Origin of the sequence: Paenibacillus tyrphae, assembly GCF_024158745.1 — a bacterium.
Lineage (GTDB): Bacteria > Bacillota > Bacilli > Paenibacillales > NBRC-103111 > Paenibacillus_G > Paenibacillus_G tyrfis_A.
In genome coordinates this window covers 47837-70199 of the sequence record NZ_JAMZAW010000026.1, presented here as the reverse complement: position 1 = coordinate 70199, position 22363 = coordinate 47837, and the positions used below count along the sequence as shown (strand labels likewise).

Annotated in this window: 17 protein-coding genes; all 17 read right to left on the bottom strand. The window is 49.4% G+C overall.

Annotated elements, in window-relative coordinates; translation table 11 throughout:
• Nucleotides 1-4 precede the first annotated feature (4 nt).
• Complete coding sequence (locus NI000_RS29930; protein ID WP_253415016.1) at nt 5-835, bottom strand: hypothetical protein; 831 nt, start codon at nt 833-835, stop codon at nt 5-7.
• Between the two features lie 39 nt (nt 836-874).
• Nucleotides 875-2098 carry a DUF5050 domain-containing protein gene (locus NI000_RS29925; protein ID WP_253415015.1) on the bottom strand — a complete coding sequence of 408 codons (1224 nt, stop codon included), beginning with the start codon at nt 2096-2098 and terminating at the stop codon, nt 875-877.
• A gap of 57 nt (nt 2099-2155) precedes the next feature.
• Nucleotides 2156-3646 carry an N-acetylglucosaminidase gene (locus tag NI000_RS29920; protein WP_253415014.1) on the bottom strand — a complete coding sequence of 497 codons (1491 nt, stop codon included), beginning with the start codon at nt 3644-3646 and terminating at the stop codon, nt 2156-2158.
• 41 nt (nt 3647-3687) lie between these two features.
• Nucleotides 3688-4773 (bottom strand): hypothetical protein, encoded by a 1086-nt coding sequence (locus tag NI000_RS29915; RefSeq protein WP_253415013.1) that lies wholly within the window; start codon nt 4771-4773, stop codon nt 3688-3690.
• 34 nt (nt 4774-4807) lie between these two features.
• Nucleotides 4808-6724 (bottom strand): PAAR-like protein, encoded by a 1917-nt coding sequence (locus NI000_RS29910; RefSeq protein ID WP_253415012.1) that lies wholly within the window; start codon nt 6722-6724, stop codon nt 4808-4810.
• Between the two features lie 15 nt (nt 6725-6739).
• Nucleotides 6740-8278, bottom strand: coding sequence for a phage late control D family protein (locus NI000_RS29905; RefSeq protein ID WP_253415011.1), 1539 nt, complete (start codon nt 8276-8278; stop codon nt 6740-6742).
• Nucleotides 8279-8340: 62 nt separating this feature from the next.
• On the bottom strand, nt 8341-11199 hold the full coding sequence (locus NI000_RS37005; RefSeq protein ID WP_253415010.1) for an NlpC/P60 family protein: 2859 nt from the start codon (nt 11197-11199) through the stop codon (nt 8341-8343).
• Nucleotides 11200-11219: 20 nt separating this feature from the next.
• The gene (locus NI000_RS29895) at nt 11220-11744 is read right to left on the bottom strand and encodes a hypothetical protein (protein ID WP_253415009.1); all 525 of its coding nucleotides are present in this window, start codon (nt 11742-11744) and stop codon (nt 11220-11222) included.
• A 26-nt stretch (nt 11745-11770) separates the two neighbouring features.
• Complete coding sequence (locus NI000_RS29890) at nt 11771-12406, bottom strand: hypothetical protein (protein WP_253415008.1); 636 nt, start codon at nt 12404-12406, stop codon at nt 11771-11773.
• Nucleotides 12407-12486: 80 nt separating this feature from the next.
• A complete protein-coding gene (locus NI000_RS29885) occupies nt 12487-13509 on the bottom strand; it encodes a YiiG family protein (RefSeq protein WP_253415007.1) in 1023 nt (340 codons plus the stop codon).
• Nucleotides 13510-13568: 59 nt separating this feature from the next.
• Nucleotides 13569-14342, bottom strand: coding sequence for a DNA and RNA helicase (locus NI000_RS29880; protein ID WP_253415006.1), 774 nt, complete (start codon nt 14340-14342; stop codon nt 13569-13571).
• Between the two features lie 10 nt (nt 14343-14352).
• Nucleotides 14353-17001, bottom strand: coding sequence for a molecular chaperone (locus tag NI000_RS29875; protein ID WP_253415005.1), 2649 nt, complete (start codon nt 16999-17001; stop codon nt 14353-14355).
• Between the two features lie 267 nt (nt 17002-17268).
• A complete protein-coding gene (locus NI000_RS29870) occupies nt 17269-17967 on the bottom strand; it encodes an iron-dependent peroxidase (RefSeq protein ID WP_253415004.1) in 699 nt (232 codons plus the stop codon).
• Nucleotides 17958-19235 (bottom strand): normocyte-binding protein, encoded by a 1278-nt coding sequence (locus tag NI000_RS29865; RefSeq protein WP_253415003.1) that lies wholly within the window; start codon nt 19233-19235, stop codon nt 17958-17960. The genes NI000_RS29870 and NI000_RS29865 overlap by 10 nt, the downstream gene beginning before the upstream one ends.
• Nucleotides 19236-19241: 6 nt before the next feature.
• Complete coding sequence (locus tag NI000_RS29860) at nt 19242-20954, bottom strand: PP2C family protein-serine/threonine phosphatase (protein WP_253415002.1); 1713 nt, start codon at nt 20952-20954, stop codon at nt 19242-19244.
• A 6-nt stretch (nt 20955-20960) separates the two neighbouring features.
• The gene (locus tag NI000_RS29855; RefSeq protein WP_253415043.1) at nt 20961-21812 is read right to left on the bottom strand and encodes a PP2C family protein-serine/threonine phosphatase; all 852 of its coding nucleotides are present in this window, start codon (nt 21810-21812) and stop codon (nt 20961-20963) included.
• Entirely contained in the window at nt 21812-22342 is a 531-nt protein-coding gene (locus tag NI000_RS29850) for an FHA domain-containing protein (RefSeq protein ID WP_253415001.1), read from the bottom strand. Before NI000_RS29850 ends, NI000_RS29855 begins: the two co-directional genes overlap by 1 nt.
• Nucleotides 22343-22363: the final 21 nt, after the last annotated feature.

The window sequence follows — 22363 nt, the reverse complement described above, 5'->3', positions numbered from 1 at the left end:
AATTCTACATATTACGAACTTCTTTCGTTACAACAGCCGCCTTTTTATACTGATTTACCTCATATAAAACTGAGTCCAAGGAGACATCCACCTGATTTAGTTTCCCCATTATCCCCGCATTATTGCTATCTTCCACTTTGGCTTTAATAATCCAAATGTTCTGGTTTCCCTCAATTACTACTTTTGTAATATTTTCACTGTCTCTGAAATTTCGAATGTAGTATTTATATGTACCCGAGGGAAATAACTCATTATCGTGCAAGTAATCCTCAACTGACAGCTCAATGTCCTCTATTATCTTTTTACGCTCTGGAGTCATGGCAGGATACTCAGGTTGAGAAGCCTTGTCCATCTTTAATTGTGTAGTTTTTAATAATTTGTATTTTTCTTTCTCAATAATGGATTGAAGCTTCTCTTTGGTTGGGGCCATTCTGGCAGTTGTTATTTCATGATTGTAGCCTTTCTTTGTTGTCCAGAACTCTGCTGCTAAATAATTGTTAGAAAATTTTATAGGTTGGTCGAATGAGACTAGTCTGTTACTGCCTCCGGCGCTTTGGTATATAGATACCGGAATAACTTGATTTTCGAAAGTGCCAAACCGTGAATCTTGTCCATGATACCACAGTTCATCATTAATCGCCGTACGAACAACTTCCAGAAACGGATCACTTTCTTGGACGCTTTTGTCTTGGCTGAATTGTTCTTGCTTAACTTGTTCTTTCGTTTCATTTTGTACAATAACAGGATTACTGCTACTCACTTGATTACATGCCGTATTTGCGCTTGCAATAGCGGCGATTAAGAGCGTGATGAAGATAAGTTTACAGTGGTTCATGGAAAACTACCTGCCATTTCATTTTGCCTATACAAGAAATTACTCTTCAAATTGTGCATTCAAGGTTTTTGTTTCCGGATCATATGTATACCAATTAATCGTGCTCGTTCGATTATTGCCTACATTATAAACTTGAATAATCATTCTACCCTTATCATCAACATGATCGACCTCCACTTTTGTATAATCTTTTACATATCCTACAATATTCTTAATTTCAAGATGCTTTTTAACGGCTTCTATTGCCGTTTGCTTATCTTTTTCCGAAATCAGTTGCTTTGAAGCGGTTTCGATGGTTTGAAGATCTGTTCCGTTTGTGTTCATCGAAACAATTTTTGAGTCGGTTAAAATAAAAATTTGATCGCCCAAAAGATTAATGCTATATCCGTTTATGTTAGTAATTTGCTTTTCTTCAGTACCATCAACTTTTACTCGGTGAATTCCATTGTCTGAAGCGCTATAATATATCCAATTATTCATTACATTAAAACTAATTACATTTCCTCTTACAATCTTTTCCCTGCTTGTTCCATCTATTTTAATTTTGTAAATCCCTTTATCGGCCCAATTTAAATAAAAAGCCCAGCCATCAACTATATTAATAAAGTGAGATCTATCATCATTAATTTTTGTTTTATTAGAACCATCCAAACGAATTTTGAATATATTGTCATTTTCACCTCCATAATAGAGCCAATCATCCACAACATTAATATAAAATGACTGTTCGTCGGTCATTTTTGTTTTAGAAGAACCATCCATCTTCATTTTATATAAACGAAATGAATCGGACTTATTCATAAAGTAGATCCATTCGTTCTTAACCACTACATAATTCACGCTATCATCCGAAATTTTCTCTCTTTTTGATCCATCAAGTTTAATACGGTAAATTTTCTCTTTATCCGTTTTATTCGAATAGTAGAGCCATCCTTTTTCAGCATTTATATAATTCGCAGAATCATCACTTAATTTGGTGATATGACTATCAACCTGTTTGTAAAGCGCAGTACGGTCAGAATAATATAGTGCATTGTTAATTTTAATCACATACCCTTTATTTTGAAGATTCCCTTGGTGGGCATGTATATCGATGTCATTAACCTGTTTTGGGATTCCCGTTTCGGGTTTGTTACTTGTAAGATCATCTTTTTCTTGCAATGAAATATTAAGATTACTACCACCTAAATATTGTTTATTAATAAAAAATATCGCTACTGTTAATACAAACACTCCAAGAGCAACAACTAAAATCTTTTTCAAATTTAACCCTCCAAATTTATGACTGAGTATTTTTAGCCAAATTCAATATGACATCGGCTATCTATAAACAGGAATTTTAAAAGTTAAAGGTACTGAATTTTCAGAGAAAATCTTCGCTATTTTCTGAGACTCTTGCCATGGTTTCCCGATGTTTGCAGCATATTCATGAGGTGCATTAAAAAAAGAACTTTTATTTTTACTATTTATGTAACCGGGCAAATTATATTTCATTGTATATATTGTATCTTGTCCCACATTGATGTAGCCTTTGTAAACAAATTCAGCACCACCAAAAATCGCTTTTTTGGGAGAATTCCACGGAGCCCAATCACCACTATTATTGTATGCGTATTGGGAACCCTTTACTACAGCGTTACCAGTATTTGCCCCAGCCCCAAAATAATTGTAAACAGTTTCTTCATTGACGATTACACCGGTTGCTAATTCTGAGGTTCCGCCAGCAGACTCAACAATCGCACTAGCACATAAATAATATGCACTTAAGTTATATTTCTTTGCTGCGTCGTAAAAATCCTGAGCGTATAATGCTAATGAAGTCCCGGCTAAAATATTTTTTACTCCGTCAATCGTTTCAGAACTATTAGCCCCTAGGTCCATATATTGAAAAATATCTTTATTGTTGAAGGAATCGTTGCTATTGGGATCTATATTTTGTTTTAATCCATATTCACTTGCTTTTCTCCAACCGCCTGATTCGTATATTTTAGGGTCAGATTGATCGATCCAACGAGGATCATTAGTTAAATTGTCACTATTATGATGATACATAATCATTTCTGATAACGATAATCCAGCATCGTAAAACTCAAAGCTCCAATCTGGGTGTGCTGCTTTTAAAGCATTTATTCCAGCGGCATACGAGTCAGGCATTGGAACACCAGTAACTTTTCCAGTCCCAGTACCCTGGGTTCGTGTAGGAACCTCTTTCTTCTCCTCCTGTTTCGGTTTCTCAAGCTTCGCTATAATCTCTTGAGCCTGCTTCGTATATTCAGCTTTTGCGGATTCCGGGCTCGCATATTTTTCTCTATCCTCGTACGGGATGAATTCGTTATCATCCACATAATACCACTTTGCCGTCAATTCATTCAAAGTTTTCGCATCATCTGGCCACTTTTCCTTCATACTTTCAATCATTTTCAGCTTATCTATAATTCCTTGCTCCGCTTCACTAGCAAATCGCATGACTCTTACGTTGCCGACTTCGTTCGCTTCCATCCATCGCAGGGTCTGCTTTTGCATTTGCTGCTGCGCCCATTCAGGGATTGTGGTCATTTGTCGTAGCTTATCCCTGAGGGCGTCCGCCAGTTTCTTTGCTTTTTGCATAGCGATTATATCACCGTTTGCTTCCGCAATGTACCAAGCTTCCTTATATTTTTTGACCCATTCCTTCGCCCAATCCGGATACGTTAGATTCATTTCCTTCTGTTCTTCTTCATAATCGTATTCGTCGGCCTTCCTGCGGCCATTTGCCGCGGCCAACACTTTGATCACCGAAGTATCGTCGAATGTCGGTTCTTTCCATTTCATGTTTGTTCACCCTATTTCGTTGAATATCCGCTTCGTACAGCCTAGCGATTCACATACTTTACTTGTTCCCCATTAATCGTCGCTTGCACGGTCGAAGGATATTCACTGATGAAAGGAGGCAGATGGGTACGCATTCTGTAAAAAAATGCGTCCGCGAATACCTTTTCATCAAAATCGACTTTCTCCGATATGTACATGTGCCAATCGCTGCCAAGCCACTTTTGCCAGTCGCTATTCGTTTCAGCCTCCGTAAATTTTAACTCCACATTATTTTGTACCATAACTACGTTCTCCACTTTGCATCCAGGACAGTAAAAGAGAATAGGGATTCGTATTTTCTTTTCATCAACATAGCGCAGAATGGCTTTTTCCAAGCCTTCCCCTACCCCCTCAGCACCGGCGACAAAATCAATTTCTTTCGAAAACGGATAGACGTAATCACTATAATTAAAAAATGGTGGAGCCGTTTTCGTAGGCGGCAAGATTAATGAATCCTTACATGGTTCCATATATTTGGCCAATTCGTTTCCCCAGGTTTTACGATTCACTTCAACAGCTCTATTTCTTGGACTTACTTCTGTAAAAGGTATCTGGATGTTACCGCGTTTTATGTCACCTACCATAGATTTATAATATTTTGTCACTTTATTATCAGGAAAATCAGAACCCCCGTGCAAAACACCAGTCCGCTTTGAATGGATAATTGTGAATAAAAGAGAATGCGCGTATTTCTGATTACTTGTCACGAATATTGGATTATCTTTCATATAAACAGTCTGTTCTGGTTCATTAGCTTCAATCGATTTCTTCGTCATAATAAAATGAAGCAGAGGAAATATTCTGGGGCCCGATTTATAATCGATTCTCCCCTCATACTCCGAAAATTGCCCCCGCTCTTCCAACTCCTTTTGACACGCTAGCATTTTATTGTTTGTGGAGCTAACATTATCGGGCGAAACTGATTGGTTTGCTTTACTATCTTTTTCTTTAGCATCGGTTTTCAAGTCGGTCGTATTTGTAATAACCGTTTTTGTGCCGACTTCATTACCTTGTGGGGGTTGTGGATCGATTTTCCCCTCACAAGCGGTTATAATTGAAAGAATCAATACAACAAGCATCCATTTCACAGAATTCTTCAAAGTACTCTGCCGCCCCTTTCTTTTAAGGAAATTCATAGTATCGGCTCACCGACTTATATTGAGGTTTCCTGCTTTCTTCGCGGTTTTTGTTTACTTCGTCAAAAGTGCCTACACTTCCATCCGCAGTATCATAAACAATGACATCTCCTTCTTTCTTATATCCTATAACAACTATCCAGTGTGAAGCTCCATTAACACCAATAAGCACAGGATTCCCTCGATCAACTGCCCCTTTAACCTCGGATTCAAAATCTGTACTGTTATTTTTATAACTACAATACCCAGGTTGAGCCAAACCAATAGACCCCCACTCTAATAGCCCTGTTGGGGTAAATGTTGCTTTATTTTTATAACGACCTGGGTGCGGTTCTACTCCATTCGGCCATTGCCCATTGGTTTTCCAGGCACTAATGGCTGCAACTCCCGTTATCGTACATCCAGACTTTTTCATCGTATCATTTCCGATTTTCTCATCAGCATACCGTTGGTCCGATTGACTATACAACGGGAAATTCTGCAGGTTCGAAATATAGCAAGCATCTTTGTTCAATAGCGGGTCCCGGCTAATAGCATCCTGGGCAGATATGATACCATTCTCAAACTTACCGCCCTGAGTATTTGCCTGTGAAGTACTGGATTTTCCTGCTCCACTACTACTAACCTGCTTCTCCGTATTCACATTATTTATCTTGTTATAGGCTGCGTTCGCTTCGGAACGAGTACCGTATAAAATGCTCTCGACAAGAAGCAGTCGTTCACTTGCCCACTGATTGCCTCCCGGTTCCTGGGTTAGATTGTACAAATACTGCGCCTCATTCTCCCATTCCTTGCGATCGTAAAACCCGTTCCATGCCCTGCCCTGATGGTTGTTGTATGTCGAAGAAACCCGGTTCCGTTCATCGGCTAAGATTCTCCCGGCTTCTTCAAGACTGTGATCGTCCGTAATCGTTCCGCCAAGCTTGCGGGCAGCTTGTCCCAATTGCACAGCCTGAATTTTCTTATCCCTATCCCCTGCCTGGTGGGCCTCTTGCCACTTTCGTTTGGCCATATAGATGTACTCGTTCGCAACCATGCGCTGCGCGGTTTCCACATCATCTTCCAGCAATATCGTTCCGCCCATTTCACGGCCGATTCGGGCCAACTCCTTAGCGTCGTCTACCTTGCCTTCCGCATACAGCTTCTTCGCAGCCAAAATTTTATCGTTGCCTACCAGACGGCTTACCTCTTTCGAAGCGTCCTCGCGCGTAACAGTTCCGCCGATTTGTCTGCGAATGACGTCCGCCGTAGCCGCTTCTGTCCCACCGGGCTTCCAATCCTTCTTAAGCTTTAACAGCATTTCGTTAGCCGCCATATTCAGCAGCAAGACCGCTTCCGCTTCCTTCCGATCCTGCCCGGCCCCCGCGTCAACCGTCTGTCCTTGGCCGTCATCGGTAATACGGATCTGCCCATTGTACATGCAGCTTACCATGCAGTAGCTTAATAAGGCTTGATCCTGCCCGACAATGACATTAGGTTTGCCCAGCGCCATCCACGGCATCCCGATCATGGGCGAACACGGCATCGGTCTCAGCTGCCCATTGCTGGCTTTGGTTGCCTCGGCTACGTCAGGGTTATTCAGACTCGAACAGTATCCAAAGGCATCTACGTTCACATACGGCTTCGAATCGGTCACATTCAACTGAATTTTATCATTGATATAGACTTGGCGATTCGCAGGAGCCTTTAGCCGGCTTTCCTTGCTTCCACACGAGCAGGCTGCCGTGGCTCCCTCCACTACAAAACTTCGTTCGACTCCACCGCTCCCTGCATTTCCAAGTCCCTCCATAGTCATAAGCAGCGGTGCTTTTCCGGCGCTCAAATCCCGTTTGATATCGGCGATACGTTCGGCTATGGTCTGTTTGCGTTCTTTGACTTGAGCGCCCGTCGTAGCCTTGGTCATGGTGCTCCCTCCCGCCTAATTCATTTTCACCTTGGTTCCGCGTATCTTGGTTTCCCCGTCCATCTCGATCAAGCTCGTTTTGGCCATCATCCCGATCGCTTCTTGCGCTGTGATTTGCACCGAATTTCCCGCCGTCAGGTACAGATCGCCGGTAGCCTTAACCCGAATATCCTTGCTGCTGCGAATTTCAATGCCCTTCTCATCGATCAAACGAATCAGCATTTCATTGTCGTTACCGGTTATGACAATTTCGTTTTTCTCAAAAATAATCGCTTTCCGGTGCTTGGTCATGAAAATTTTGACTGCCGGGTCGGCTATCATGTCCCCGCCGCTAGTTCTCATTCGAACAGAGTGCGTGACGACACCGTCTCCTTCCTCTTCCGTAGGGAAATAAATACTGACGTAATCCTTGATTTCCGGCATGCAGTACCACCCCGTGTTACCTTCCGAGGTGTACATCGAGGCATGCGGAAATAATATCGCTTGTTCCGGTGAAAGTTCGTCGGTGCTTTCAATCTCTTCAAAATCCACCTTCACCTTGTCTTCTATCACTTCAATCACGCGCCCTTTTAGAGATGCCCCTTGAATCTGCTTGTTAGTCACAGGCTTCCGAAGCAAGCCGGCTTTAGACGTGAGAACGCAGTCGTGATTCCAAGCGGTATCAAACGTCGTGACCGCGCGATACACGTATAAATCCAACTCCTTCACCGTATTGCTCTCCGTGTCGGCCATACGGCCATACTTGCTATCATACCCGTTCCACTGATAGACAGTCGGTTTTTGATCGGGGGGCGGGAGAAGCAGCCTTAGCTTTATCTTTTTTCCCGGTGTATAAAATGTCTTCATATCGGTCGTACCAACGGTGTAATAAAGTAAATTTTGTTCGCCGTCTTTCCCGAAGGAACCCAGCTTCCGGGTGACGGTGTAGTAATGCGCTTCCAGCTTCCCGTCAATCGTATCCTCCTCCGGCAAACCGAAGTGCACATAAGGCTGATCCCTGGTGACTCCGGCAATAAGTCCCCATTCCAGCCGGGAAGCCATTCGTTTCAAAAAGGCCCAGTCCGTCTCGTGATATTGCAAGGCGAACTTCTCCAACTTCTGTCCTTGCAAATTGCTGCTCCATTGAACATCGGGATAGCTGGTATGCTCCGTATAGTTTTTGTAATGATCCAGCACGTCCTGAATCAACTCGTCGTAAGTCATCTGCACATTCTGGAATGACCGGCTGCGCGGCTTAATATCCAATTGATAAGTTAAAGACACAGCGGATATGGTCAAGTGATTTTGCTCCGATTGTACGCTCATCTTGGTAATCGTTCCTGTAAACAGGGGCGTAAAGATTGTCTTATGGTTCACAACACTATCATAGCCGATTTCCAGCAGACTTCCCGAATATGCGCGATCCATTAGTTGAAAAAATGCTTCCTTCTCGTAGCCTTTTAGAGATGCTGTAATCTGCGCTCGGGCATGTCTATTCATGTGGTTTACGATTTTCAGCTTTACTCCGGTTAATGCAATCGTTTGTCCATTGTATTTAATGACGGGAAGATTCATGTAGAAGGACTCCTTTTTTAGCAAAGTCGCAGTCGCCTGTTCTCTTGGGAGGCAAAGTTCAATTAATCCGAATCCTGCACGATACGTTTTATTCGGATAATATTGATGTTGTAGTAATCCATATTGCACGATTTTTCATTGACGTATCCTTCGCGCGGCAAATATCTCCTGTCGCCATTTTCATGGATGAGCATGCCATCTCCTTGGTACATTGCAACATGGCCGCTGAGAAATAACAAATCTCCGATTTTGACAGTCGACCAATCAGGCTTGGAATTGCCGACTTTGTTATAAATGTCGCTTCCGATTTGCTGCTTATATTGCGCCCCGGAAGTGGCGTCCAGGTCAATCCGAAGCACGTTTTTGTAGACAAATTTTGTAAATTGATCGCATGATAATTTAAGGGGAACCACCCCTTCCGTTAAGCGTAGATCATAAACGTCATTGGGCCAGCCTTGTGTCTCCCAATGATAAGGTATCTTATATTCCACGTTCCCATTGGCACCTGTGGTTGGAAGAAACTGTCTTGCGAAGCTTTTGAGAGCTTCGCGTTTTTGCTCAGGACTGGCCTGATCGCCTACATAGGGGTCCGGGCCGACCCATTTATATTTCGTTTCGGTCGTAGGAAGGCCTTTCCCGTCGTGATATTCGAACGTCCCGTCTTTAACAAGGTAGCCGGTATTCGTTCCCGGAGTCGGCGGAGAACCGGCATTCGCCCCCTGATTCGGGGAATGGCTGGAATTCTTTCCCTGATCGGACGATTGGACCGATTCCTTAACCTCTTTCTTTCCTTCCGGCGTTTTCGGCCAAGGCGCAATGCCATTAGCTACTTGATGCACGTGCATTTTAAGCAGTTCCAGCGAAGTATACGTTCCGACCAGGCCGTACTGCTTGGCAAAATCGTACAGGCTCTCGTTCAATTCATCGTCATATGGACGATCGTTAACCTTAAGCTTGTACTTAAAATCGTTGGGATACATGGCCGCCAGCTTATTGAGATTCTCCCTTGCGCCGCGATCGCTCATTCCGTAACGATCTCTGATCTTGTTGGCCTCCTCTTCAATGCTCTTAAGCTGCTTACCTGTTTGTTCGCTGTCTGCCGCGGGGCCGTTTTTTAACTCCCTGTATTGATCGGACAGCTCCTCCATCCGGTTGGCATCCACGTAGGATTCCGTTGTGCATTCACGCATCATAGCGATGTATTTCACTTTATCCCGCAAAGAATCGGCCAACCCTCGGTAATACTGTTTATCCGCTTCTTTTCCGGCTGCATCGGCCTCATACCACCGGCTTGTATAATCGTTCAATTGCTTGCGCGCCCAGTCCGGCATGTTGCCAATTTCGTCCCGCTTGTCGTATACCTCCCTCGCATTTGCTTCGGCCGCTTTCATGCCTTCGGCATCGCCTTCCGCTCGAGCCTGGTAATAGGCGATCTTGAACTTCTGAAGAAGCGGCCTGGACCACGAAGGGTAATAAGCTCCTTTCTGCAGTTCATCCGCCATGTCTTCAAAAGCTTTAAGCTCCGCCTCCTGTGTCGGCAGCAGTCGGATGGCCGAAGCTTTATGATGGCTTTCCACCTGCTCTCCGTCCATGCGAAAGCGGTTCGTCCTGCTGTCTCCATTGATTTCGTGCTCTGCCGATAGCCGCACCTTATGGCCGTGCAGAACTAAATCCACATCCGCAGCGAACGTAAGATCTCCTTGGCTGGATACATCAATGCCCGTTTCCTGATCGATCCGGATATGCATCGCGTCATCGTTGGTCGAGATCACCATCGCTTGATTCCCGAAGCGAATTTGTTTTTTCGTTCGCGTGCTGAAATATTTCGTATTCGGGTCGGCGGTCATATCGCCTCGGGCGCTCTGCGGGCTTTTTCGGAACGAGTGCTTAACGACCGCTTGCTCCTCTCTGCAGTTCGGAAAATACAAATGGACCGTGTCTCCCGGCTCAGGCGTACAATGCCAGCCTATCGTCCCGCCTCCCGTATAAACGGTAAGATACGGAAACCAAACCGCTTCTTCCTTCTGCACTTCATCGTCTCGATCCAGTTGAAGCTTGACACGCTCTCCCTTGACATCTATAACTTGCCCTTCCAAGGAAGCCCCGACCAACCGGTAATTATCTATAGTTTTGCAGGCGAGTCCCGCTTCGGGCATAAGGGTATAGTTATACACCAACATCCCTTTTCTCATCGCAGCGGTCGATTGCGTGACAACGAAGGGCTGATTCTGGAATTTGACCACGTCGCCTATATCGAGATAGCAGTCTTCTTCCACTTCATAGACTGTCAACTTGCGCTGCATAGGATGTCGATACGCAGTAAATTTAATTCCTTTCAACTTTTGGGTCGTTTCTCTTCTCGGAATGCCGAACCAAAACTTGGGCACATTGACGGTCGCATCCGCAACCAATCCCGTACCGAGCCGCGAAGCCGCCCTTACAAGAAACTCCCAATCGGTTTCCTGATACTGCAGCAGAAATTGTGCGATCTTCTCGCCTTCCGTCTGATCGTTGCAATCGGAGCCGCGGTATCCCCGAATCACCTTGTCTACAACATCAGAGTATGTCATGCCGCTGTTCTGAAAAGCTCGAACCTTGGGCGTTTTATCCAGGAGGCATGTATACGACAATCCTTCGACGTTCATCCAATATCCTTTGCCAATGCGTTCAATCGTGATCCGGGTTACCACGCCTTTAAAAAGACAGCGCACGCCCTCTTCTTCATCCAGTTCGTACACTTCAATCGATTCTCTGGCCTGCGCCACATGTACATAATTATCCTGCTGGTCCACTGGAATTTGCGCCATCAAGCGGATGCTTCCGTGACCGTTGATTTTTTTGGTGATTTGCAATTCGGACCATGTTTGAATCTCATAAGGCCCCACGACCTTCAGGTCGCCGTAAGTTGCTGTTCTTGCCACCGTCGTCACTCCACTTCTGCTTATCGGATGAACTCAAGTCGAGTCAGTTGTATCCCCTGGGGATCTAGGCTTAACACGGATTCGGCGGCATCCAGATCGACAACCAGATAAGGCTCGATGGCGCCGGCAATTTGAAACACCTTATAGCTGCCGATTTTGGACGAATCGAGAACGAGTTTCTTTATCGCTCCATTCTTATGCCATTCCGTTTCGGAACTAAGGCAGGAGACGGTTTCAGGCGCCAAGAACCAATAGACGGTTTGATTGGATTGCTGCAGATCGGTTAAAATGGCCAGCTTATATAATATGCCCTTCTGACAACGCTCCAGCGCCTCTTTGAGACGCTCCGATACTAACGGGTAAGGACGTTCTATATAATCGAGGTATTCATCCGACCCATGTGTATAAAACTGTAAAATCTCATCCTTCAAAGCATGGAACCGCTCTTGATAGCTCGCGCTTTTTGGCGAAAAGAACTTGGGGCCGCCTAGGGGCTGGGCATAGTCCGCTATTCTTGTATCCTGGGTCAGAAGATAGTATTCCACCGGCTGGTTTGCTCCTGTATTTGAAATTATAAAATTTCTCGGGATCGTACAGGCTTCATCACGGCTTGCACGCTCGTTTTCTTTTTTTGGTAAACCAAGTCCATTCGGCCTTTATATTCGCCTGCATACACTTCCAAATCGTTCTCGCACGCCAAGTCTTGAAACTCCGGTAGTTCTGCGGCCAACGGCATGGCCTCTTGCGCCAAATAAACCAGATACCGGTTCAATTCGGCGGCTTTCCGCAATTTGATTCGCTCCACATCGGGCGCAAAAATCTTGTTCATATACAGGCGGCTCTTCGCCTTCCATTCGGCCTCCAGTCGTTCCAAACGCCCGAAAATCCAACTTGAATCATAAGCTGTACAGCATGGGTCTTGGTCAAAAAACCAGTTCCGGTCATAAGCATGAACCGTATGCTCGAATTTATTTTCCATAATAAACGTCCGGCGCATCGAGTACGTGATATATCCGATTGTGCCTTTTTCTCCGGCCGACTGCTTCTCGCGTATCTTCATGCACAGCCCGCGGAACGACTGAATAAATTGTTCCGACAAATCATCCTTACAAGAATGATAGTTGCGTTCGAGCTCATCCAATTGCTCCTCATAGACCGGCTTGACATAAGTATCGTAAAAATGCCGCAATGCTTCTTGTCTGTTCATTTGGCTGCTCCCTTGTGGGTAACCTACTGACTGGAAAAACCTTGAAGAGCCCTTTATGGCAAGGGCTCTTGAAACCTATTTCACCGGCTCAAACCGATCATCGTATTATACGAATCGACCACAGCCGAAACGCGCTTGTCGAAGTTTTTCAGCGGCACGTTCTTTCCGCCTGTCGTCACTTTCCCTTTCATATCGCTGCTGATCGTCGTATCCTTAGTACGCAAAATTTCCATCAGATCGGTGGCAGACGTCTTCACCCGCTGGATACTGTCGGTAAATACGGGAACGATCTGCACCTTTTCTTTTTTCAGCCTTTCCTTATCCTTCGAAAGCTCCGTAAACTTGTCGATATCTTCCGTCAGCAGCTTGTACAGCTCGGCGTATTGGTTCGCGTCGAAATCCAGCACGTTGTCGTCGGTCACCCCGGCTTTGTCAAACGCCTTCTGGATATCCTGCGCCCGGTTGACGATGCTCATAGCATGGTAGCGGATCAACTGATCGCTTTTCTTGAGCTCCTCCAAGTCTTCTTTCTTCCTTTTCTCCGTGATGACCGCAAAATCGGCAAAAAACTTGTCGGCTAAATCCGACACCTCGCTAAACTGCACAAGCAATTTCTTGTGCAGCTCCTTGCCTTTGGCGAACTCGTCCTCGGCATGTGCTTTGTTCTGATAGTACGTCTGCATCTCGCCCGTCGTTTCCATCAGCTCCTTCAGCTTGGGAGCCAAAGCCTTAACCGATTCGTCCGCAGCCTGATAAGAAGGCTCCTTCGAGGCGAACGCCAGCGCTTTATCCACATCGTCCTTATGCCCTTGCAGCACCGGAATCGTATTGAAGCCGGTAAAGTTTTTGCGGATGCGGATTTCTTCCTCCCCGCCGAACTCTTGGAAATACATTTCGAACGTCTTGTCCAGCCTCTGGGTCAAGTAGTTGCTTAAAGCGATATACGTATTATATTTTGCCGTGTCCTGCGCTTGATTCGATTCTTGCTTCGCTTGGGTGGTTTGTTCTTTTACCTTCTCCGCGATTTTGCCGATGGAGCCGCAGCCGCTAAGGGATACGCAGATCGCCACACCAAGCGATAGAATCGTTAAACGTTTATTCATGATTCGCAAATTCCTCTCACTGTATGAATTTCTAGTTGTACTCTTACCACTACGTCGTGCTACTCCACAATCATCCGTCGCGGACCACCCGGCCTCAGGTCAGGCCCTCTGCGGTTTCCGCCCTGAACGTCGTCCAATATGCGTCCCAAATATTTGTGAATTTGCCCGTTGTCGTACGGCTTATAGCCCATGCCGAGCCGGGTCCCGATATAATGCAGGATCAGCTCCCGGTCTACGGTTTCCTGGCTCATGCACTGCATCGCAAAGGCGATGTCGTACGGGTTCGTGCTGCCCCGGCTGAGCAGTTGGCCGGCAAAATACCGCATCAACGCAGGGTGAACGCTGCGCTGCCCGACGCCCGCATAAGCCGCGTGGATCATGTTCCACGTATTGAACTCGGTGGCAAAGTCCGCGAAGCCCTGGTACTCCGATCGCAGCTTCGCGCCCTCCTTCAGCTTGAACCGTCCGAGCTCCAGCTCGCTGTCGCCGGCGGCCTCCTCGTCCAGGACGAGCTCCGCGTCGTACACCGTATAATCGCTTTGCTCCTCCGCTGCGTGAAAGCGGATTTTGAGCACGGTCTCCTTGCCGGTCGCAGAGTAAGGCACCTGCTGCTCCTCCTCCAGCGTATACAGCCGGCCGCCGTGCTTGACGATCCCGCAGCCGACCACAAGCTGTTCCGCTTCCACTCTAACGTCGGTCCCCGCCACGATACCGTCCGAATAGGACTGAAAATACAGGTCCGCGAGCTGCCTCGGATAATCCCTCAGGCTCTCCAGCATCTCCCGCTTCAGAATCCGGCCTTTATGAAAATTCGGATATATATTGGAGAACATCCGCTACCTCCTATTTCCAGCCGTCAAAGAAATCAAGCTCCGACAGATCGTTTTCGAATGCAAAAAACCGCTTGCTTCCCAAGTACAGCTGCTCGTCCTCTCGCGCAACCGGCACCACATGGAAGCCCCACTCGTTGTCCTCCGCGAACACGAAAAATTTGACCTCGCCGTTCTGGATGGAGTCCGTGTCGTCCTGCGGGATCTTGGCCCCGTACCGTCCGGCGATGTCCTCATAGCGGATCGGCTCGAAGCTTCCCGGCTCGTTGGCATACGCATACTTGTGACGCACGGCGCCGTCGCTTCCTTTCAAGAAGAGCTCCACCTCCTTGACCTCGAACGGCCGGGAAATGGACCCCTGCACCTGATTCAGCCTTTCCTGGCTGCTGATCAAGAGCTTCTCCTGCCGGCTGTGGGTGAAGGCGCTGACGGTATAAGGGACGACCGGCGCGTGATTCGTAATATAGGCCTCGATCGTGCCCGCCTTCCTCGCGCTGAGATAGCGGATCGCTCCCCGCAGGCAGGCCAGCTTCAGCTCCGGAACGCTGTCGCTTTCCTCGGTTTTTTGCCGGAATTCGATGCTGCGTCCGGGGACGAATTCCTTCAGCGCTTCGCGGAAGCTGTCGATGCGGCACGATTGGCCAGTCAGCTTGATGATGGAGTATTCCTGCAGCCGCCCATCCTGGTAGAAATCTTCCAGGAACTTGCGCACGATGTCGTAAATATCCGCTTTGATCAACTGGTTGATCTCGTTAATATTGAACACGACGCGGGGGAATTCGTAGATATCCTTCATGCGGCCGTTCTCGTAGGCGGACAGGCACCAGCGGTCTACCGCGGTGATTTTCAGATCCTGCTCCTGCCGGTCCCCGGTCTGCGAATCGAACCGATTGCGCAGAATGCCCGTCTTGCGGAAAAACTCTTTCTTCATGCTGTCTGCGATTTCCCACAAAAAGTAATAATTACTTTTTACCCGCAGGTATTCTTCCCGCGTCCGGTTTTCGTAATCCTTAAACCGGGTCGGAATAATGCGCTCCGCTTCGCGATAGCGCGCTTCGAACCGCTCGTAGACCGACTCGATGCCGAATTCGTCCACGTGCCGGAACAGGTCGGGGCCGGGAATGCCGATCAAGCTGTCGATATCCGGCACGCTGCCGCCCTTGGTGTAGTAGTCGGCAAAGACGATTTTCATGAACTGCAAAATCCGGTAAGTAATATTGTTGCCGCCAAAATTGGTGTCGCCGTTCTCGTAGGCCGTATGAATATCCAGCTTGTAGGAGATGTGGCCGTCCTCGATCCGAAACCGGCACGAAGACAAATCCGTCGTTCCTCCGCCGCAGTCGATGACAAGCGCGTTATAGGTCTCGCCGTCCGCAAACGTATTTTTCTCGATCTGATCCGCGATCGTATTGAACAGCACGGCCATCCCTTCATCCAGCGCGTCGTCCGATTCGATGCGGTAATCCGGCAGCAGCTCCGCGAACATTTCGGCGAACTGCGTCTTCAGCTTCACGGGGCTGGAAATGTGCAGCTTGCGGAAGCGGCACTTGAATTGATGCTCCGCCGTTTCGATTACGTGAAGCAGATAGGCACGCAAAATATCGTTTCTGCGGACGACCGCCGTATTCCCTTGCCCGTCCACGATTTCTTCGGGAAGCTTATACCGGTTGACCCAGCGCTTGATGCCGTGAAAGACGGTAGCATGGCCCGTGTATCCGTTCTTCTTCATGAATTTCATGGCTTCATGGCCAAAATAATAGTTCACCTGCTGCGTATCCGAGCAGTCTGCTACGGCGACAATCGTCGGCAGCAGCTCGATCCACTCCTCCCGTTTGCCACCGGCCACCGGGAATTTCACCAGATTGATGCTGTTCAGCCGAAGCGTCCCGTTCAACAAATCATGGCGAGAGGGATTGGAAATGTAGCTGCTGTCCAAATAGGCGCCCGCCGTTGTGTTGGACGTTCCGAAATCGATAGCCAGCACCGCGTCGGTATCTTCCAAGTCCCGGATTTCCAGCTCCGGAATCGGAATTCGCCAGTAGTGCAAATTCGTGGGCGGCAGCGGCTTGCTGCGGGTATAGGTCTGGTATACATATTCCGAATCCTGCTTGCGGAACAGCAGGAAGCTGTAATTTTTGTTCGAGGTGCGGCGAAACGACATTTCATTAGAAGCGGTCAGGCAGTACATGCCCGGGTCCGGCCCGTCCTTGACCAGATTCATAATGCCGCACAGCTCCATATGATCGTTGACGAGCAGCACGTTCGATTCGGTAACGGTGCCCGGAGCTTTGACCCGGTATTGGTCGAGTTTATCTACCTTAAGTCCGTCGTACAGCGTCACTTTGGCCGGAATTTGAATGCTGCCATCATCCGGCAGCGGCGTATTCAAATACCGGGCGATCACCGCCTCTACGCGCTCCCATCCGTGCTCGTCGTAGCTCTCGATCAGCAGGCTTTGCTCCGCGCTGCGGTATTTCAGAATCGTGCGGATGAGCGCTTCGCGGTCGAGTGGTCCCGAGAGCCCTTCGACCAGCTTTTCCTTATGGCAGATGCTCCGCAATTGCAGCGTCGTCATCTCCGACAGCTCGTCCCGCGTGTACTTGACCTTGCTCGTCTCTTCCGTGCCGCCGTTCTTCGGCGAATGCAGCTTATACGTTCTCATGTCTCCGCTCCTTTCGTAGAGGACCAAGTCCGGTGAATCACTGTCCGCTGCGCAAGCGGATCATTCTTCCGATCGCTGCCCCACCCCACAAAGTGAAGTCTATCCATGGAAGCAAATCAGAGTACTTTGTGGGGACCCCCGACCACGGATTCTTGGATTCAATAACCCATTTAGTGGGGAGAATCCGGGGACAAAGGCGAACGCTGACGCTTCTCCAGAACGATTCCGCTCACTCCGCTCGTATTCACCCGACTTTAAAGTTTTGGCTTAATACATTGCGATATGATCCACGCGCATCGTGTCCTCGACGTCCACAATGCCGAAATGATTATCCCAATACGTCTCCGTATGAAAACGCACGGGCAGAAACAGGTCCTTGATCAGTTCCAGCTTCGCCCGTGTGATCTCATTCTCCCGCTGTCCCACATAGAACAACAGTTCGTCCTTTTCCTCGCAGTTCGCGTAAATCGTCGAATGCTTGAACAATTTCCGCATCGTGTCCTTCAGCAGGTACACCGCTTCCCCCGTCTCGTACAGCCGCAGCAGATTGCAGGCCACGACTTCCCGCTCCTCCCGGTTCAGCAGCTTCAGCCGGTCCCGGACACCGTCGCCGAACAGCCCCGCTTCCATATCCCGGAGCACGAACCGGATATAAAATTCCCGCTTGTTCATGCCCTGCATGAGGTCGATATCGGTCAAGAAATGCATCGCAAGATCGAACAGCGTGCGCCGGAATTCCGAATCCTCTTGATTGTTAATATCGAACAGATCGCGGAAAATATCGTAAAACCGGTAATACGGATTCACTTCGACCGTACGCTCTTCGACGGTGCGGGCATTCAGCGTTTCGGTGCTCAGCTCCATATAAGGCGAGTATACTTTGGCGGGGGCAAAATAAAGGTCGTCCTTCGGCGTGCCCGCGTCCGCAGCCCGAATGACCAGATCCCATACGTAATTCAAGCCCATTCCCCTTCGCAGACGTATTCTGGAAAATACATTTGGATCTCCGAAACGACAAAGCTCATCAAATCCTGCAAAATAAAGCTCCCGCTCCGGCGGGCTCTAAAGCGGAGCCGCATCCGTTTTTTGTCGTTCTCCACCCGCACGTTGTCGCTGATGAACGGGTTCATCCCGTAGGTAACTTCCTTCCCGTCCGCCTCGTCCATAATCTCGACCTGCACCAGCTCGAGGTCGTCCGAAGCTTCGAAGGAGCCCGCGATCCGCGCTATCTCACCCTTCGCCCGGACGACGACCGGATGCTTGCGGGAGAAGCGGCCAGTGAAGCTGCTTTTCCGCTTGTTCGAAACGAGCTCGTAAGCCAGCCGGCCGAGCTTCGTCGGTGTCGGCTGCGTAATTTTCAGCACGTTCCAGTTCCCGGATTTGTCCTGCGGGGATACGATGGTCAGTTCCTCCGGCATCCGCTTAATATACCGGATCAGCGCCTCGTCCCCGTCGACCAAATAGCCGTGCTGCGTCCCCGTTTTACGCAAGGAAAGCACATGCTCAAAATTAATCCGGTCGGCGGCCGGCACCGGAAAGCCTACGTTTTTAAGCTCCAAGCGCTCAATGTTCCACATTGGCACCATGTCCAGCTTTTTGTACGCTTCGAATTCCTCAAGGAATATCCGGATTTCAAGCAGCTCCTCCTCCGGACCCGAAGGCTGCTCCCCGCCGGTCCACAGCACGTCGAAAAACTTGCCCGCGTACGGATGATTCACCGTCTTCCACGGCACGTTGTTTTTTTGGAAAATAAAATAGAGCTTTTCCAGCTCGCGGATATACGTCAGGTTTTGCCGCAGGCGCACCTGAATGGCCCGGGTGCCTCCGGTAGTAACGATTTCCCCACGGAACGTGCGTTTTCCGCGAAGCAGCTCCTTCAGCTTGGAGTAATCGCACTGCAAAAACAGCGACATCAGCAGCGCCTCTTCCCCGCGCTGCATTTGCTCTGTCACGCTGCGCAGGTCGCATGTTTTCGGCTCGGTGTCGGCCGCAAGCATCGGGTACAGAAACTCGTGAATCGGGTCGATCTCTTCCCGGGCACACAAGGTCACATAGATGTCGTCCCGGTCCTCCTGGTCCTCCACCTCGTTAAACACGCGCTCCTCCAGCTTGCGGTTCAAATCCTCCTGATACTCCACCAGGTTCAAAAAGACGCCCGTCACAATCTGCTTCAAGAGCTTGCGCTGTTCGAGATCCTCCATTCGGCTCAGCCTGTCCAGCAAGATGTCTTTCATGGGAACTCACTTGCCTCCTCCCTCGGTCTTCTCGGCCTGACCGCCGCTTGCCGCTTTGGCTCCGCCTTGGCCGGCAGCCCCTTGGTTTGCCGCGCCCGCTTCGCCTGCGCCTTGAGCTGCCGGAGCGCGTCCACCGGCCCCCGCAGCCCCATCGGCTCCGGCCGGCTGGGGCGGCTGCGGAGGCGGATTCAGCTTCTCCTGCGCCTTCGAAATTTTCCGCTCGACGCCGAGCACCTTCTCCAGCATGTTGATTTCCTGATAGATCTCCTGCGCCATCGCGTAGGAGGTTACGGCCTGCTCATAAGCCTGCGCCGTATAGCTCTGGTCGCCCTTCTTCTCCAGCTTGTCGGCGTCCAGCTGCTTCTTCTCCTTAAAGACGCCGGCAATCTTCGCATCCGCCGCTTCCAGCTTCGACGACAGCTCCTTTTCCCCGCTTGCAAAATCAGCCTGCTGCGCTTCCTTTTTCGCTTTCGCGTAAGTTTCCTTGGCGCCTTCGTAATCCTGCGCTTGCAGCTTCTGATCCCCCTGCTTCATCAGCTCCGTAATTTGCTGGTAGGTGCGGGCTTTGGCAATTTTGCTCTCTATATCCTTCTCATCGTATACGCTTTGCTGCTTCGCTTCCTTCTGCGCCTTCTCGTAGCTGTCGAGCGCCTTGGCATAATTTCCGTCTTTGAAGGAGCCGTCGCCGTCCACGATGAGCTGCGCCGTCTTTTGCTTTTTGCCGATGAGCCGCATATGGACGACGTCGCTCACCTTGATCGCCGCATTGCGCGCTTCGCTGTACTCCTTGACCGCGTTCGGATAATCCTTCTCCTGCACCGCCTCGTCGCCGCTTTTTTCACGCTCGAGGATGGCGGCCGCCGCCTCCACTTTGGCCTTGGCGGTCTTGTATGTATATAAATAGGCTCCTCCTCCCAGCAGCAGGAGAGGAATCAGCACCAGGGCGATCCTTTTTATGATTTTCCATTTTTTCTTCGGGTCTTCCTTGAACACTTTGTTGACATAAACGGCCGCTGCCGTATAATTCGGCACTTGCTTATTCTGCCGGCTGAGCAGCACATCCTCCAGCGTATCGACAAGCTCCGCCGGCTCCTTGACCTCTTCCAGCGCATCCAGCATCTCCGCGCCGTCTACGTTCTCCCATAAGCCCGGCGTACAGAGCAGCAGGACATCGCCCTCGGACAGCAGCGTCTTCTTGGAAACGAACGGCTCGAAAGCGCCCGGCTTCCCCATATACCACAGCAGATTGTGCCGTTCCTCGTGCTTGTCCAGCCGGTCCTCCGAGAGTTCTCCCGCATCGGCCATCGACCGGGACAAGCTCTGATCCTTGCTTTTCGTATGCAATCTTCCATTGCGAAACTGATACATCCGGGTGTTCCCGGCTACCGCCCACACCATCCGGGTGTAGTCCGTTGCGACCAGCGTCAGACTGACCTTACGCCGGACCCGGCGGCTTTCGATCTGCAGCAATTCGTGCGCTTCCCACAAATACCGTTTCAGCTTCCGGCGGGACAGCGTCGGCTTATCTAGAAAACTGCCAAGGACGCTCTTGACCGCCAGCTCGGCGCTTTCTTTCTCCGTATCGGAATCGAGCCCCCGGGCAATCACATAGCAAGCTTTATCGTCCTGCTCCGTAAACGCAAAATAATCCTTGTTGCGGATAAACGTCCCCGCCTCGGATAGAAAGCTCGTTTTGAAATCGCTGTTTTCCTTACGCATCGGGTTCTACCAGCCTTTTTCCAAAATCACGACGGTCGCGTTGTCCTGGTGCGTGAGCTGCTTCCGCTCGATCGCTTCGATGATTTCCTGGGCGGCGTCGTAGGCCGAAATCGGCTTAGACAAAATGTCCTCCAGTTCCACTTCCGTGAGCGTATTGTACACGCCATCGCTGCACAGGATGACTTTGTCCCTCTTTTGCAGCCGGACGGGCTCCGTGCCGATCTCGATATTTTTGAAGCCTTCGTAGCCCAAGTAGTTGACCAGATGGTTCTTCATCGGACTATCCAGCGCTTCGTCCCGCGTAATTTCCCCGGACACAAAGCGTTCCTCCAGCACCGACTCCAGAATGTGCTTCTGATTGACGTCAATGAAGTCCCCGTTCCGGAAAATTTTGATGAGGCTGTCCCCCACCGCTCCCCAGTGAAGGTTGCTGCCTTCTACCACAACGACGACTAGTGTCGTTCCGCCCTGCGCCCCTTTCAGGGTGTGCATGATTTCCGCATTGCTCGCTGCTGCCGCATTCGCAAAAAACTCGGGAAGCTCCCGAATATGCTCCAGCTTGAGAAACTGCTTGACGAACGTCGTCACGGCAGCCGTACTTGCCGCCCTGCCTCCCGACAGACCGCTGATGCCGTCGGCCAGAACGGCGATCGTCCCGTGCGGGCTGACGAAGGTGGAGAAATAGTCGTCCTGCTCCTCGCGCGCCCCGATCGTCTGTCCGTTGCCGATCTCGATCTTCGGAACGGCGTTGTCCTGATGAAGCAGGCCTCTCCTGATGCGGAACAAAACCACAAGGGTGCAGGCACAGGCCCAAACGATAACGTAAGGCAACCATTCGTGTTGTTCCGGCATGCTCATCATTCCTTACCCGATTGATCTTGGTCCCACTCGAAATGCACTCCGCATAACGGAATGAACAGAAACTTGCTGTGTCCGAGCTGCACGACATCGTACGCGGTTAATTCGACCGGCGTGTAGACCGCTTCGTTGTTATGGTAAGCGAGCCCCGACGCATCGCCCGGCAGCAGGAAAAAGTTCCGCTTCTTCGGGTCGTACACGACGACCGCGTGATTCCGGCGGGAGATGGTATTGTCCCCGATGATCCGGATGTGCATATCCTCGGCCCGGCCGATGAAATTTTTCTCCGCCATGATCCGGTAATCCTGACCCTGCTGCGGCCCTTCGATGCAGACAAGCCACCCGGTCACCGGCTCAATGCCTTCGGACTCCCCAAGATAAGGCATCGTCTTTTCGTCTTCCTGCACTCTTGCCGCTTTCTTGCCCTCGGCTTTGGAAGCCGGCTCCACGACCATGCTGCAATAGGGGCATACGCTGCTGTGCTTTCTCGTACTGAACATGTGTCCGTTGGCGCATCTTGTCAAACTCATTGATATCCATTCCCCCGTCTG